The organism is Legionella israelensis, assembly GCF_004571175.1.
Taxonomy (GTDB): Bacteria; Pseudomonadota; Gammaproteobacteria; order Legionellales; family Legionellaceae; genus Legionella_D; species Legionella_D israelensis.
The window spans coordinates 1,097,661-1,112,406 of sequence record NZ_CP038273.1; the positions used below are offsets into that span (position 1 = coordinate 1,097,661).

Consider the following 14,746-nt stretch of genomic DNA (forward strand, 5'->3'; position numbering starts at 1 on the left):
TCTATAATATTAGTATATCTCCCAATTTATTTTGGAGGATTTTTATGGATACCGAATTAAAAAAAAGAATTATAAAACGTTATCTTGAACAAATAAGTGTACCATATGAAGAAATAGAAAATGTACCTTTTTATAAGGAGTTGGGAAATGCTTTGGATACTTTGGAGCAAACTCATCATCAACTTTTCGACTTTCCAAATGTTGAAACAGATGAAGCAAAATGGGAAAGATTATCTGATGTCCTTGGGAACGGAGTAACGATTACCATAGGTGCCCCAAGCGTGATTACAGCCATTGCTCCAAGAAGGATGATAGACCGGGCAAGAAGCATTGAAGATCGCATATTTATTAACGAGCTGCCAAAGCCGGATTATTATAATCGTATCACAACAATTGATAATGACACTCAGAGGGATATCATCACTCCTTTAATCGAAACAAGCCGTGACAAACTCGTTTCATTACTTCATGAGATTACAAAAAACACTGACTTTGACGCAACCAGTAATACCGATATAGAAAGCTTAATATAACAGCTTAAAGATGAGAAAAAACAAGCTAAAAAAGCAAATAACTATGACCAGGCCGCAAACTTAAAAAAATACCTAACCGTTGCCAAAGATCTCCTCAAAATCAACAAATTAACTGCCATAGCAATACCTGGTGAGAATGGCGGTGGTAATACCTATTGTACGTTAGCTGAAGCAGCCGGAGGCGTGACTGAAAAAATTTCACTGGTGAGTCTTGCAACCGTTACAACCCAGTTGCAACGTTTACAAGATACCGATATTGACTCTATCGATGACTATTTGAGTAACCACCATGATTATAAACTGAGTACTGAGGGCATATTAAAATTACCTAAACACGGTGATATTAAAGAAGTGCAGAGAGAAGCTATGGCTCTCAACGTATCTCGCATTCTGGGACTGGATACTACTCGCTCTTCCATCGTAACACATGATGGCCAACCTGCCCTTTTTGTACCTTTTGATGACATCAAACTCATGAAAGAGTTTGCCAAAGGAAAAATCTTTGAAGCCTTTGAACCCTTAAAAAAAGAAAAAAAAACTTATCAGCATTATTCAACCATTAATACAGTTGGATCCGGTTTGCAAAGCGATCAGTTTATCGACGATTTTGGTGACTCTTTTGGGCTTTTCTATGTATGCAGCGATCCAGACAGTATCGGAGGATACAACCAAAACAAAGCATTGCGTGATAATCGTTCTCTCTATATTTTTGATCAGGTCATAATGTCCACCGACAAAATGAAACTGGATTCGCGCCTGAGCCTGCAACCCGATGAATTTTTTATGAAGCATACAAGACATGGTCAAGGCAGAAATCGTACCCTCATAGAAGACTCTTCCCTCAGCAGCAAATTTGATAGCCTGATGCATCTGTTAGCCCAACAGAATCGAATTTACACTTACGCCACCACCGTTGCTGATAGACACCAAGAGGAAATAGAGCGGTTGGAAGATATGCTGAACAATCCTCTGTTGAGTGAGGAAGACAAACAGGTTCTTATAGAGAAGAGGAAACAAGTCACTGACTTAAAAGACGATGCTATTGAAACCAGAGAAGCGATAAAAGCTCGTATCGATAAAATTTCTGGCATCTTGCCAAAGGTACGGACAGAACAACATGATAGCTTCCGCATGGAACACATTAAGCAATCACTAGTTTTGGAAAAATTGTTACACAATCCCACTCTGTTCACGGATGACGGCAGGCCTTATAAAAATCCGTGGACCTACCGCCAGGATAATCCTGTAAAAACTTTGGAACGTCTTCGTAATGGTAACATTTTACTTAAGTTTAAGAGTAAACCATCTGCAAAAATGGTAGATTTTATCAAACGACATGGCAGCGATTCTATCCGGCTCAACTCATCTAAAGCAATTGAAATCAGCGAAGAAGATCTTTTTTCCTTGAATGAGACAATGCTGCACCCTGAGTCTAAGATTCAAATGAAACACGAAGTGGATTACCTAAACCCTGATGATTTGAAGCAAATCAGTACCGCTTATGGGGAAGGTCATCGTGGTCGTATTTTAAAATTAGTTGATGATTATATTTCAGAAATGACCAAACCTACTAACACTCAAGAAATGAAACTGCTGGTAACACGTAATGCAGTCATTTTTTTACAGCGCTATATTAATACGGCGAAAGATAAAGGATTTGGTATGCACGTGTTGAAAAAATTACATTTTGATATTCAACAGCGCTTACAAAACATGATTCCTCTGGAACATAAGCCTAATAATCTGAATGAGGCTTTTAATGCAGCCCTTAAGCTCGACCGAGTCGATGTATTTAACAAAGTTATGGCTGAAGCTATCAAGCAAAATAAAGTTAATTCTGAAGATTTTCTCGATTTTCTGCAAATCTGTATTGATCAAGAAGCACAGGCAACCGATCACATCAAGGCTATTGAATCAAGTAATTTTATTAGTGAGCATGGCAATTCTTTGCTCGAAACTCTCAAGTCTCCTTTGATCGTGTTGGAGGATATTAGTGACAATGAGCTGGATATTGATCCGGAAAAAAACCGGGAAGAAGAATTAAACAGTCAAAAAGAACTTAACGAAAACATTATACCGCTATCAAATTCTCAGAAACCTGGGAAGGGTGAGGTCACAGACTTACAAACAGACTTACCAAGTGTGGGAATAAAGGTTAAGTAGTGCGCTGCATTTATTGACTCATTTCACCTTACGGTGAAAATGAGCCTGAACATTACATGACATTAAAGATAAGCAGTTACGATTAGACATCATTTCCCCTCCACACTGCGTTATGTGGAGAGGCTCCATAAAGAGAGTAACTATGCCTCTTCTTCTCGACGAAGAAAAGCGGGTATATCTAAATAATCAACATCTGGAACAACTTCCTCTGTTGATTTTACGGCTGTTTTAGAGGCACCTTGAGTCTGTTTTCTTATCACGGCAGGTCTGTCCAGTTGATGATAATCCAATGTGCCATCGCTGCGCGTAGTTTCTACTAAGCGCGTTCTGGCACCTTGCGACTGAGGCGAGCGTTGGCGGTTATCGCCAAGGCCGGTGACAATCACTGTCACGCGCATCTCTTCCGTTAAATCCGGATCAATGACGGTCCCCACCACTACAGTAGCATCGTCAGAAATAAATTCCTTGACCACATCGCCGACTTCTTCAAATTCGCCAATGGACATATCAAGACCTGCAGTGATATTGACCAAAATGCCGCGAGCACCTGAAAAGTTCACATCCTCCAATAAAGGTGAGGCAATGGCCGCTTCAGCAGCCTGTCTTGCTCGCTGCTCACCAACTGCACTACCGGTTCCCATCATGGCCATGCCCATCTCCGACATAACGGTACGAACATCAGCAAAGTCAACATTTATCAAGCCGGGACGAGTGATCAAATCAGAAATACCTTTCACCGCACCAAGCAGGACATTATTTGCAGCCTTGAATGCATTCAGCAAGCTGATGTTTTTACCCAATACACTGAGCAACTTGTTATTGGGTATGGTAATTAATGAATCCACATGTTCAGCCAGATTGCGAATACCTTCTTCTGCAGAAAGTGAACGTTGTTTACCTTCAAAAGAAAAAGGCTTGGTGACAACAGCCACAGTCAGTATGCCAAGTTCTTTAGCAATTTCCGCAAAAACAGGGGCAGCTCCTGTTCCGGTGCCACCTCCCATTCCGGCAGTAATAAAGACCATGTCCGCACCCTTTAAAACTTCCTTAATACGCTCCCTGTCTTCTTCAGCTGCTTCGCGCCCAATCTGAGGGTTAGCTCCGGCACCCAATCCTTTGGTCAATTCTTCACCCAACTGAATGTGTATTTTTGCATTTGAGCTTTTTAAAGCCTGTGCATCCGTGTTTGCACAGATAAATTCAACCCCTTCAATATTTTCATTTACCATGTGCTCAACGGCATTTCCACCACCGCCGCCAACGCCAACGACTTTAATAATGGCATTATCCTGCTGGCTTTCCATTAATTCAAACATCTTGCATCTCCCCTTTCGTATACCGCTTATTATTTTAAGGCCTGGTATTGATTTCGCCGACAACCCGTGATTTTTTGTCTTTTAAAAACAGCTTTGTAAGAAACATTGGCTTCTGTTTTTTCAGATATCGTTGATTAAAAATTTCCTTGAACCCATTCTTTCATTCGTGACCAAAGACTTTTTTGACCGCTTAATATTGGTCCATTATAACCAGCTTCATATTGCTGTTGAAACCCATGCAATAATATACCAACACTTGTTGCAAAAGATGGGCTGCTGGTAGCTTCCGACAGCCCTGACACATTATGCGCGCAGGCTTGCCTTACTGGCATTTTAAAACAAAGTTCAGCCAACTCAATAACACCATAAACACCAGAGGCCCCTCCCGTCAATACGATTCCGGCTGCAACCCTGTCTTCAAAGCCACTGCGTCGCAATTCATGATAGACCAGAGAAAACAACTCTTCATAACGTGCAGATACTACTTCTGCCAGAGCTTTGGCAGAAATTTTTCTACCCGGCCGCTCACTGACACTTGAAACTTCCAACATCTGGCTGGAACTAGCCAATTCAGGAAGTGCGCAGCCATGAGACAATTTAAGAGATTCAGCCGATTTAGTAGGTGTTCGCAAAGCCATAGCAATGTCATTGGTCACCTGATCGCCAGCAATAGGAATAACGGCTGTATGCTGAATAGCCCCTTCAAGAAAAACGGCAATATCAGTCGTTCCTCCACCAATATCCACCAGACAAACACCAAGCTCTTTTTCATCTTCGGTGAGCACTGCATGGCTTGATGCCAATTGCTCAAGAATAATATCATTCACCTCAAGGCCACAACGGCGAACACATTTAACAATGTTCTGCGCCGCGCTCACTGCACCGGTCACAATATGTACACGAGTTTCCAGACGAACACCGGCCATCCCAACAGGTTCACGAATACTGCCTTGATTATCAATGATAAACTCCTGAGGAAGAACATGTAATATCTTCAGATCAGCCGGTATAGCCACTGCTTTTGCCGCATCAATCACCCGCTCTACATCAGCCTGAGAAACTTCCTGATCACGTATCGCGACAATGCCATGGGAATTTAAACTGCGAATATGGCTTCCGGCAATTCCTGTATATACATGGCGTACTTCACATCCCGACATCAGCTCAGCTTCCTGTACAGCGCGCTGAATTGAGCTTACTGTCGCTTCAATGTCAACGACAACGCCTCGTTTCAAACCCCGTGAAGGATGTCGCCCAATACCAATGATCTCAATCGCTCCATCGGTTGCTACTTCGCCAATTAAAGCAATGATTTTAGAGGTGCCAATATCCAAAGCTGTGATAATATTTTTTTCTGATTTTTTAGCCATTTTTTTCCCGTTAACGTGTCCACTGTATAGCCATCGCACGTGGATATCGTAAATCCACTCTGGCAGGAGGTTCGGTTTTTTCAGCCATTAAGGCTGGATATGCCTTGCAAAAACGTACTAATCGTTGTTCAAGATCCTGCTTGCCTAAAAACAGGTCTGTTCCGTTCATTAAAGTCAGCTCCCAGGCCTGATTATCCCGCAACTGTAATTTTGACAAAGATAACCCATAATCTGATAGTATCTTACTTAATTTTTGATAAACTTGTAAGACTTTTGCCTGTTGTTCTTTCGGACCTTGCAAAACCGGTAAATTCATATCATGATGCACTAAACCTTTTTGAAATAATCGGCCATCACTGGTGATGAAGGCATTTCCGAACACAGCAAGCGGTTTTTTTTCAATCAAAGTGATTTTAAGTGCATCCGGCCAGACCTTTTTAACAAAAACTTTGTCCACCCAGTCCATGCTCTTCAAAGCAGACTGCAATTTGCTTGCCGATAAAGAAAAAAAACTCTCTTTAAGATAAGAGGATAAAACGGATTCCAGTTGTTTATGAGTAATATGCCGATAGCTTGCCACGATTTTGACCGTATGAATGGGAAAACGTTGAGCATCGGCCAAAAACAAATAACCAAGACGAAAGGTTAAAAAAATCGCAAGAATAAACAAGAAAGCGAGCATACCCTTATCTCGCCATCCCAGGGATTTTATCTTAGATTCTGTTCCTACTTTCACAGATAATCAGTCACTAAATGTTGCCGATAATGATAACGAGCCATAGCCAGTTCAATTAAATCCTCCAGCAATTGAGGATATGTTTTACCACTGGCTTGCCACAATTTAGGATACATGCTGATGGAAGTAAACCCTGGTAGCGTGTTGATTTCATTAAAATAAATTTCATTCGCCTTTTCATCGATAAAAAAATCAACCCGGGCCATGCCATTGCATTTTAATCGTGTAAATACATCCGCAGCCGCTTGTTGCAATCTGCTTAACATGTCCTTATCCATGGGCGCCGGAATGATAAGTTCTGTTTTACTGCTTTCTAGATATTTTGCAGAATAGGAATAAAAACCATCAGGATGATGGACGCGAATTTCACCGGCAATACTGACTGCCGGTGCCTGGCCCGGCTGCTCCAAAACAGCCAGCTCAATCTCACGCCCATTGATGAATTGCTCAACGACCACGGACTCATCATAGCGCAAGGCATCGTCCATCGCTTCTGTGAATTGCTGCAAATTATGCGCCTTGTGAATCCCTACACTTGAGCCAAGAGAACAAGGCTTGATAAAAGCAGGCCACCCCAGTTCTTCAATGGCTTCGGCAATAAACTGTTGACGACTCTGTGAGGTATTTGTAGAGGAAAACATTTTATAAGACGCGCATTTTAATCCGTTCCGACAGACAATACGTCTTGCCATATCTTTATCCATGGCCACGGCTGATGCCAGTACATCACAGCCGACAAAGGGCACCTCAGCAAGCTTTAATAGTCCCTGTAAACAACCGTCCTCATACAGAGGACCATGCACCACAGGAAATACAACATCGGCAGCCATGAACAATTTGCCATTAACAACCAGACTCTGCAAAGGCTTTGACTTGTCTGTCGTCACTGGTAATTTTTCTTTAAAAGACAAAAGATCATCATAATAATGTAAATGATATTGTCCCTTTTTATCCATGGCTATGGGGATAATCTCATATTTTTCAGCGTTCAGATGAGCAAGCACGGAAGCTGCGGAAACCAGAGAAATCTCATGTTCACCTGATTTTCCACCATACAGCAACACGAGTTTAACGGGATGCGTCATAGTTTTCTCCAATGATATGAACCTCTGGAATTAATTCGATGGATGTCTTCTCCTTGACACAGCACCGGACGTGATGAATAAGTGATTCAATCTCTGATGCAGTAGCGCTGCCTTGATAATTAATAATAAAATTGGCATGTTTAGGCGACACCATAGCACCGCCCAGACGAAATCCTTTCAGTCCGCAGGATTCGATGAGCCGGGCAGCAAAATCATCCGGGGGATTTCTAAACACTGAACCGCAATTATAATCGCTGGTCGGTTGGGTGGCGCTTCTGTGCTCCAATAATTCTTTAATGCGCTGTAAGGATTTAGCTTTATCACCGGCAGCCAGTTTGCAAGTAGCAGAGAGAAACCACTCATCGGCCAGACCTGATACATGACGGTAAGCCACGTTAAACTCCTTTGCACTGCGAACACGGATCTCACCACTGCGGGTGATGGTTTCTACCTCAATCACATAATCCCATGTTTCACCGCCATGACATCCTGCGTTCATACGTAAGGCACCGCCCATGGTCCCAGGAATACCCGCCCAAAATTCTCCACCTGATAAATGGTTTCTGGCACAAAAACGAGCCATGCTTGCGCAGGAGACGCCGGCCTCAACACGCACTGTATCTGAGGTGATTAACGACATCGCACCAAGTTTTCCGCGTGTCAAAATAACGGTGCCTTTAAATCCTCCATCTCTAATCAATGAATTTGAGCCTAACCCTAACCACAATATTGATTCATTTTTCGGCAATTGCTGCATAAACAAGGCCAGGTCAGAGATATCAGCCGGTTTATATAAATGAGCTGCACAACCTCCTACACGCCAGGTGGTATAGTCTGCAAGAGATTCATTTAAAAGCCATTGGCCTCGGCAACCAATGCCTCTTTCTCTGCAAACTTCTTCCTCTATGTTCATGCTGATTCCTGTACTTTTTGCATCAGATTTATTGCCATTTGCCCAATGCTTCCGGCACCTTGCATAAGAATAACATCGCCATCACCGACTAAGCCATCCAAAGTACTCTCAAGATTGTTTTCATTCACCAGAGTAATTTTAGGCTGTTTCAAGCGAACTTCACTTGCCAGAGACTCGCTGCTGACACCAGTGATAGCCTGTTCGCCCGCAGGATAAATATCCAACAACAGTACTTCATCAGCAAGGCTTAAAGCATTGGCTAGCTGTGTATACAGGGCCTTGGTTCGAGAATAGCGATGCGGTTGAAAAACATGAACAAGGCGTTTGTCTGGCCATACTTGTCTGAAGGCATCAATGGTGGACACGATTTCTTGAGGATGATGTCCGTAGTCGTCGACTACCAAAGCATTGCCATGTATAAACTGTCGATGACCCAACAATTGGAAACGTCGACCAACACCCTGAAATTTTGCCAATCCATTCGCTATAGACTGATCATCCACTCCTAAATCGGTGGCAACGGCAATAGCTGCCAGTGCATTTAACACATTGTGTCTTCCTGGCCATTGAAACTGAATATTCAATTCCGAATGAGGAGCGGGCCTGATGACTTTAAACTCACTGGTTAATCCGTTTTGCTTCCAGTCAACGGCGCGATAATGAGCATCCTCACTGAAACCGTAAGTGACTGTCGGGCGCTGTATCATGGGTAATATATTTCGAACTTCTTTATCTTCCAGACAAACCACAGCCAAGCCATAAAAGGGTAAATGATGCAAAAATTCGATAAAGGTGTTTTTTAACTTATCCAGACTGCCATCGTAAGTCTCCATATGATCCATATCAATATTGGTGACTACGGCTGTCATTGGTTTTAAAAACAAAAAAGAAGCATCACTTTCATCCGCCTCGGCGACAAAATAAGCTGATTTCCCTAATTGTGCATTGGACCCACAGCTATTCAGCCTTCCACCTATCACAAAACTGGGATCCAATCCACCTTCAGCCAACAAACTGCTGACAAGGCTGGTGGTGGTTGTCTTTCCATGTGTTCCTGCTATGGCTATTCCATGTCTAAAACGCATTAGCTCGGCCAGCATAGCCGCTCTCGGAATAACGGGAATGAATTGTCTGTGAGCGGCTATAACTTCAGGATTATCATTGACAATCGCTGTGGAGCGGACCACCACATCAGCTCCTTCAATGTTTTCAGAGCAATGACCAATGTGAATCTGAATACCCAGGGAGCGAAGTCGCTGCACTGTACGATTTTCACAAACATCAGAGCCTGTAATTCGATATCCTTCATTATGAAGAACTTCAGCGATACCGCACATTCCAGTACCGCCAATGCCTACAAAATGGATTTGTTCTACTCGCCCCATCCTTGGCGATAAAAATGATGTAACCTTATCCAAAATATCCCCCTATGTAGCCAACGGTCTCAATCCCAGAGACTGCCAGCGATTTTCATGATCAATACGCAGTAATAAAGCGATGACCACACAATTAATGACCATGCTGGCGCCACCATAACTCAGTAACGGTAAGGTCAGTCCTTTTGTTGGCAACAAGCCAGCATTTACCCCCATATTAATGATTGCTTGTAGCCCTATCCAGAAGATTAGACCATAAGCTGTAAATGCTGCAAAAAAACGCTGTTGAACATAGGCATTGTAAGCGATCATTAATCCTCTCAAGACAAGTATACTATATAAAAGGATAACAAACAGAACACCTACCAAGCCAAGTTCTTCAGCCAAAACAGCAAATAAAAAATCAGTATGTGCTTCGGGAAGATAAAATAATTTCTGTACACTTTCTCCAAGCCCCATACCTGTCCATCCCCCCCGACCAAAGGCAATCAATGACTGAGTCAACTGATAACCGGTGTTAAACTGATCAGCCCAAGGGTCAAGGAATGCCGTCAATCTCGCCATGCGATAAGAAGAAGTAATGACCAAAACAAGCAAAGCACTGCCGATAAGAACCATCAAACCTGTAAAATATCTGAATCGGATTTCTGCTAAAAACAGCATTGCCAATATCGTTCCGGCAATGACCACCGTGGCACCAAAATCCGGCTCCATCAGCAATAAAACCGAAACAAAACCAAGAATCATAAGTGGTTTAATAAATCCAAGGATATTTTCATGCAGCGTTTTTCCCTGCCGAACCAGATAACCGGCAAAATAAAAAATCATGATTAGTTTAGTCAGTTCTGAGACCTGAATACCAATAGGTCCGAATGCAAGCCAGCGACGGCTTCCATTCACCAAGCGACCAATACCTGGGATCAATACAGCAGTCAGCAAGATAAGACAAACGAACAACAAGGGCATTGAAATTCTTTCCCAAAAACTGCTGTCAATTCGCATCACTGCGATGGCAACGATAAAGCCCACCAGCAAATAACAACTTTGATGAATTAAAAAATGAAAAGGTTGATGATAGTATTTAACGGATATCATGACTGAACTGGACGCGACCATCACCAAACCGATGATCAACAAGCCAGCAACCGCTCCAATTAACCACCGATCATAAAGTGATATGGATTTACCGACGGCCTTTCCTCTTTGATTATAATGACGAGGCCCCATAATGTTACAATCCCTTCACCAGTGAGGTAAAGACCTCACCCCGATGGTTGAAATCTCTGAACATATCAAAACTTGCACAGGCCGGCGACAGCAGGACAACATCGCCAGGTTTACTATGCTGTTGAGCCAAGCTGATGGCTTCACTCATAGAATAAGCTCGCAAAACAGGCAAGCGTTCATCCATTGCGAGAGCGATTTTTTCTGCATCTTCTCCCATAAGAACTGCTGTACGAACGTATTTCATGAGTACAGGATTAAGTTCGCTGAAATCGGCACCCTTGCCCTGCCCGCCAGCTATCAGGATGATTTTTCCTGAAATAGCCCCCCCTACACCGGAAACAGCAGCTATGGTGGCGCCAATATTGGTTCCTTTTGAGTCGTTAATCCACTCCACCCCATCCCGTGTTCTTACCCATTGGCAACGATGGGGCAGACCAGTGAAGGTTTTCAGGACATCCACCATGTGTGTGACTGAAATACCGATGGTTTCAGCGAGAGCACAAGCAGCCAAAGCATTTAACCAGTTATGCACACCCTTGATAGCTAATTGATCCACCGCCAATATCTTATGCTCGCCTCTGGATAAAAAGGTCATTCCTGCATCATAACGCAACCCCCAATGATCTTCTTCCGGGACACCTGCTCCATAAGTCACTGTTTTATAATCTTCACTTATCAACTCCCCGGAAACTGGCGTGGTATGTTTATCATCACGATTATAAACAAGGGTTTTTGCCTTACGGTAAATGCGCTGTTTGGCAGCTTTATAATGGTCAAACGAGTGGTGTCTGTCGAGATGATCGGGACTGATATTTAAAATGGCGGCACCAACAGGCCTTAAAGAATAAGTCAATTCCAGCTGAAAACTGGATAATTCCAAAACCCAAACATCATACTCTTGTCCATCATCCAGCAAATCCAACACGGGCAAGCCGATATTGCCGGCGACAGCGGCACAGCGTCCGGCTGCTTTTGTCATTTCCCCCACCAAAGTAGTCACAGTTGACTTGCCGTTCGTTCCAGTAATGGCAATGACATCGCTGCTTATTTCTTTAGCTAGACATTCAATATCGCCATACACAGCAACGCCTTCAAGCGACGCTCGCTTGAAAATCTCCGCATCAAGAGGGATGCCGGGACTGGTAATGACCGCTTTCAGGAGTTTTATCTGATCACTGGGAAAATGCTGAAGATAAACAGGGGTATTTGGAAATACCTGCAGAAAATCAGCCAGTGTGGGCGGCTTTTCCCTTGTATCGAATATGGCAAAATCGAGATTTCGCCGTCTTAAATAGCGTGCTATGGAAAATCCTGTCTGCCCCAAGCCTGCAATAAGATAAAATGACCGGCTCATAATGGTATCCGAATTATCGTAATTTTAAGGTAGCAAGACCACATAAAACAAAAATAACCGTCATGATCCAAAAACGAACAATCACTTTTGGTTCAGGCCAGCCTTTTAATTCAAAATGATGATGTAAAGGAGCCATACGAAATAGGCGTTTTCCCCCTGTATATTTAAAATAAGCTACTTGTAAAATGACAGAAATGGTTTCTATAACAAACAGACCGCCCATGATCAATAAAGCCAGTTCCTGACGCACGATAACGGCAACAACACCCAAAGCGGCACCGAGAGATAAAGAACCAACATCCCCCATAAAGACCTGTGCAGGATAAGAATTGTACCACAAAAATCCGAGGCCGGCGCCTACAATCGATGAACAGAAAATGGTTAGCTCACCGATATCAGGAACAAAAGGAATAGCAAGGTAGTGGGCATAAATAACATTGCTTGAAGCATAGGCAAATATTCCTAAAGCTCCCGCAACCATAATGATGGGCACAATCGCCAGTCCATCAAGTCCATCGGTCAGATTAACCGCATTGGAGCTACCTACAATGACAAAATAAGCCAAAAAGGGAAACAGCCAACCCAGAGCAAAAGTGGTATTTTTAAAAAAAGGCACAATCAATTGCGTATGCACAGGCAGAGAAGCGGTGAAGAACAAATAAAAAGCTGCTATTAATGCGATAACCGACTGCCAGAAATATTTCCAGCGGCCTGGAAGTCCTTTGCTGTTTTTAAGAATCAGTTTTCGATAATCATCAATGGAGCCGACCAAACCGAATATCAGCGTCACCAGCAAAACCAACCAGAGACTGGCTTGTCGTAAATCCCCCCAAAACAGGCAGCTTACCGTGATGCCTAATAAAATCAACAGGCCACCCATCGTTGGCGTTCCCGCCTTAGATAAGTGCGTTTGCGGACCATCATTTCTAACCATTTGACCTACTCGCAGTCCTTTCAACCAACGTATCATGAAAGGCCCGCAAAACAGGCTGACCAACAACGCGGTCAATGCAGCAAGGATTGATCGAAACGTCAGATATTGAAATACTCTGAACGCATGATAATGTCCCTGAAATAGCTGCGTCAGCCAATAGAGCATATTTATTTTTCCTCAGAAATTAATATAAGAACAAAAAATCACCAAGCATACCATAACAGAAAGCATCTCATAAATCCTGAAATGACAAAATACCTGCGTTCTGAGTACCGAATAATTTACTCAGGGCTCCCTGGGTTCGCTAAATCAAGTTCAAAAACGGGAATTCGAATGAGATGCGTGGTCAATCAACTGGCGAACCACATTTTCCATAGCACTGGAACGTGATCCTTTAATCAGGACAGTCGTTTCTTCATCAAGTTCATTAAGTAAATCAGAAATCAATTCCTCCTGATTTGAATAATGCTGCCCTGGTCCGGTAAATGCCTTTCTTGTGAATGCACTGTAATTACCATAAGTAAAGACCTTATCAATACCCAGTTGGCGGGCAGCGGTGCCCACCTCTTCATGGTGAGCCTCCGCCCACTGACCCAGTTCGCCCATATCGCCAAAAACAAAAATTCGCTTACTTTTTCGGGCAGCCAGTACGGACAATGCAGTCAGCGTGGAGCGCAAATTAGCATTATAGGTATCATCAATAACAAGAGCATTGTTTTTTCCGGTCAAATAAGTCATCCGGCCAGACACTCCACGAAACTGTTGCAAGCCCCTGGCAATGTCTTGGGATGAAAGTCCGACAGCATGACAGCAGGCCGCTGCTGCCAAAGCGTTATGGACATTATGCTCACCTGAAACGTTCAACTTAACGTCAATTGTATCGCCGGGTAATATCAATGAAAACAAAGGGATACCATCTTCGTTAAAACGAAGATGGCGTACATAAACATCAGCAGCTTTAGTCAATGAAAAACGAAGAACTTTTTTACCCTTTAATGATTCATCCCAAAAATGGGAATAATCATCGTCATCGTTCACAACAGCCGTCCCCCCAGGCTTCAAGCCCCGATAAATTTCACCTTTAGCACGCGCCACTCCCGCTACTGAGCCAAACCCTTCAATGTGCGCAGGCGCAATATTGTTGATAAGTGCAACATCGGGAGAGACAATACTGACCGTATGGGCAATTTCACCTGCATGATTCGCTCCCAGTTCAAAAACGGCATAACGATGTGAGGCATTTAATCTCAGCACAGATAAAGGCACACCGATATGATTGTTCAAATTGCCTTTTGTAGCCAGTGATGGGGAAGGTAAAATGGCTGCAATCATTTCTTTTACACTTGTTTTACCATTACTGCCAGTTAATGCAATCACAGGACCTTTCAGAATCCGGCGATGCTCCTTGGCAAGTTCCACCAGACTTTGTAAGGGATCATCCACTATCAACTGGGGTATGGAAAGCCCTTCAACGGCTTTTCTGCACAACACGGCTGAAGCGCCCTTATTGACTGCCTCAGAGATGAAATCCTGGCCATCAAAAGTCGCTCCCTTTATGGCAACAAACAATTCTCCAGGACAAAGTTGACGCGTATCAATAGAAAACCCTCTGATTTCAATATCCTGAGAGTGGGGTAGAGATAAACATTTAGATATTTGGGTAAGGTTCATGATAGATAGCTTTAAAATCCGAACAGGGGTTTGTATAATTTTAGCAGCAAGAACTTATTAAAACACCA

General features: G+C 43.1%; 12 protein-coding genes. 2 read left to right on the top strand and 10 right to left on the bottom strand.

Going from position 1 to position 14,746, the window contains the following annotated elements:
- The first annotated feature begins 44 nt into the window (after window positions 1-44).
- Both E4T55_RS04800 and E4T55_RS04805 read left to right on the top strand, forming a co-directional pair.
- Window positions 45-533, top strand: coding sequence for a hypothetical protein (locus tag E4T55_RS04800; RefSeq protein WP_058500478.1), 489 nt, complete (start codon window positions 45-47; stop codon window positions 531-533).
- A gap of 183 nt (window positions 534-716) precedes the next feature.
- A complete protein-coding gene (locus E4T55_RS04805; protein ID WP_058500477.1) occupies window positions 717-2,696 on the top strand; it encodes a hypothetical protein in 1,980 nt (659 codons plus the stop codon).
- A gap of 140 nt (window positions 2,697-2,836) precedes the next feature.
- Here the strand turns inward: E4T55_RS04805 and ftsZ are convergent, their stop codons facing one another.
- The 10 genes from ftsZ to E4T55_RS04855 all read right to left on the bottom strand — a co-directional run bounded on the left by ftsZ (window position 2,837) and on the right by E4T55_RS04855 (window position 14,678).
- Window positions 2,837-4,012, bottom strand: a complete 1,176-nt coding sequence (gene ftsZ, locus E4T55_RS04810) for a cell division protein FtsZ (protein WP_058500476.1) — start codon at window positions 4,010-4,012, stop codon at window positions 2,837-2,839.
- Between the two features lie 134 nt (window positions 4,013-4,146).
- A complete protein-coding gene (ftsA, locus tag E4T55_RS04815; protein WP_058500475.1) occupies window positions 4,147-5,382 on the bottom strand; it encodes a cell division protein FtsA in 1,236 nt (411 codons plus the stop codon).
- 10 nt (window positions 5,383-5,392) lie between these two features.
- A complete protein-coding gene (locus E4T55_RS04820) occupies window positions 5,393-6,064 on the bottom strand; it encodes a cell division protein FtsQ/DivIB (protein WP_058500530.1) in 672 nt (223 codons plus the stop codon).
- Window positions 6,065-6,114: 50 nt separating this feature from the next.
- On the bottom strand, window positions 6,115-7,203 hold the full coding sequence (locus E4T55_RS04825) for a D-alanine--D-alanine ligase family protein (protein WP_058500474.1): 1,089 nt from the start codon (window positions 7,201-7,203) through the stop codon (window positions 6,115-6,117).
- On the bottom strand, window positions 7,187-8,116 hold the full coding sequence (gene murB, locus E4T55_RS04830; protein WP_058500473.1) for a UDP-N-acetylmuramate dehydrogenase: 930 nt from the start codon (window positions 8,114-8,116) through the stop codon (window positions 7,187-7,189). Before murB ends, E4T55_RS04825 begins: the two co-directional genes overlap by 17 nt.
- Window positions 8,113-9,501 (bottom strand): UDP-N-acetylmuramate--L-alanine ligase, encoded by a 1,389-nt coding sequence (gene murC / locus E4T55_RS04835; protein ID WP_058500472.1) that lies wholly within the window; start codon window positions 9,499-9,501, stop codon window positions 8,113-8,115. Before murC ends, murB begins: the two co-directional genes overlap by 4 nt.
- 42 nt (window positions 9,502-9,543) lie before the next feature.
- Window positions 9,544-10,719: a putative lipid II flippase FtsW gene (gene ftsW / locus E4T55_RS04840; RefSeq protein ID WP_058500471.1), complete on the bottom strand. Its 1,176-nt coding sequence runs from the start codon at window positions 10,717-10,719 to the stop codon at window positions 9,544-9,546.
- Window positions 10,720-10,723: 4 nt separating this feature from the next.
- Window positions 10,724-12,073, bottom strand: coding sequence for a UDP-N-acetylmuramoyl-L-alanine--D-glutamate ligase (murD, locus tag E4T55_RS04845; protein WP_058500470.1), 1,350 nt, complete (start codon window positions 12,071-12,073; stop codon window positions 10,724-10,726).
- Window positions 12,074-12,086: 13 nt separating this feature from the next.
- Window positions 12,087-13,172, bottom strand: a complete 1,086-nt coding sequence (gene mraY, locus E4T55_RS04850; RefSeq protein WP_058500469.1) for a phospho-N-acetylmuramoyl-pentapeptide-transferase — start codon at window positions 13,170-13,172, stop codon at window positions 12,087-12,089.
- Window positions 13,173-13,322: 150 nt separating this feature from the next.
- The gene (locus E4T55_RS04855) at window positions 13,323-14,678 is read right to left on the bottom strand and encodes a UDP-N-acetylmuramoyl-tripeptide--D-alanyl-D-alanine ligase (RefSeq protein ID WP_058500468.1); all 1,356 of its coding nucleotides are present in this window, start codon (window positions 14,676-14,678) and stop codon (window positions 13,323-13,325) included.
- Between the last annotated feature and the right edge of the window lie 68 nt (window positions 14,679-14,746).

Coding starts and splice junctions, on each gene's coding strand:
- murD (WP_058500470.1), bottom strand. CDS start 12,073: ATGAGCCGGTCATTTTATCTTATTGCAGGCTTGGGGCAGACAGGATTT.
- ftsW (WP_058500471.1), bottom strand. CDS start 10,719: ATGGGGCCTCGTCATTATAATCAAAGAGGAAAGGCCGTCGGTAAATCC.
- mraY (WP_058500469.1), bottom strand. CDS start 13,172: ATGCTCTATTGGCTGACGCAGCTATTTCAGGGACATTATCATGCGTTC.
- E4T55_RS04855 (WP_058500468.1), bottom strand. CDS start 14,678: ATGAACCTTACCCAAATATCTAAATGTTTATCTCTACCCCACTCTCAG.
- E4T55_RS04820 (WP_058500530.1), bottom strand. CDS start 6,064: ATGCTCGCTTTCTTGTTTATTCTTGCGATTTTTTTAACCTTTCGTCTT.
- murC (WP_058500472.1), bottom strand. CDS start 9,501: ATGGGGCGAGTAGAACAAATCCATTTTGTAGGCATTGGCGGTACTGGA.
- ftsZ (WP_058500476.1), bottom strand. CDS start 4,012: ATGTTTGAATTAATGGAAAGCCAGCAGGATAATGCCATTATTAAAGTC.
- ftsA (WP_058500475.1), bottom strand. CDS start 5,382: ATGGCTAAAAAATCAGAAAAAAATATTATCACAGCTTTGGATATTGGC.
- E4T55_RS04800 (WP_058500478.1), top strand. CDS start 45: ATGGATACCGAATTAAAAAAAAGAATTATAAAACGTTATCTTGAACAA.
- E4T55_RS04825 (WP_058500474.1), bottom strand. CDS start 7,203: ATGACGCATCCCGTTAAACTCGTGTTGCTGTATGGTGGAAAATCAGGT.
- murB (WP_058500473.1), bottom strand. CDS start 8,116: ATGAACATAGAGGAAGAAGTTTGCAGAGAAAGAGGCATTGGTTGCCGA.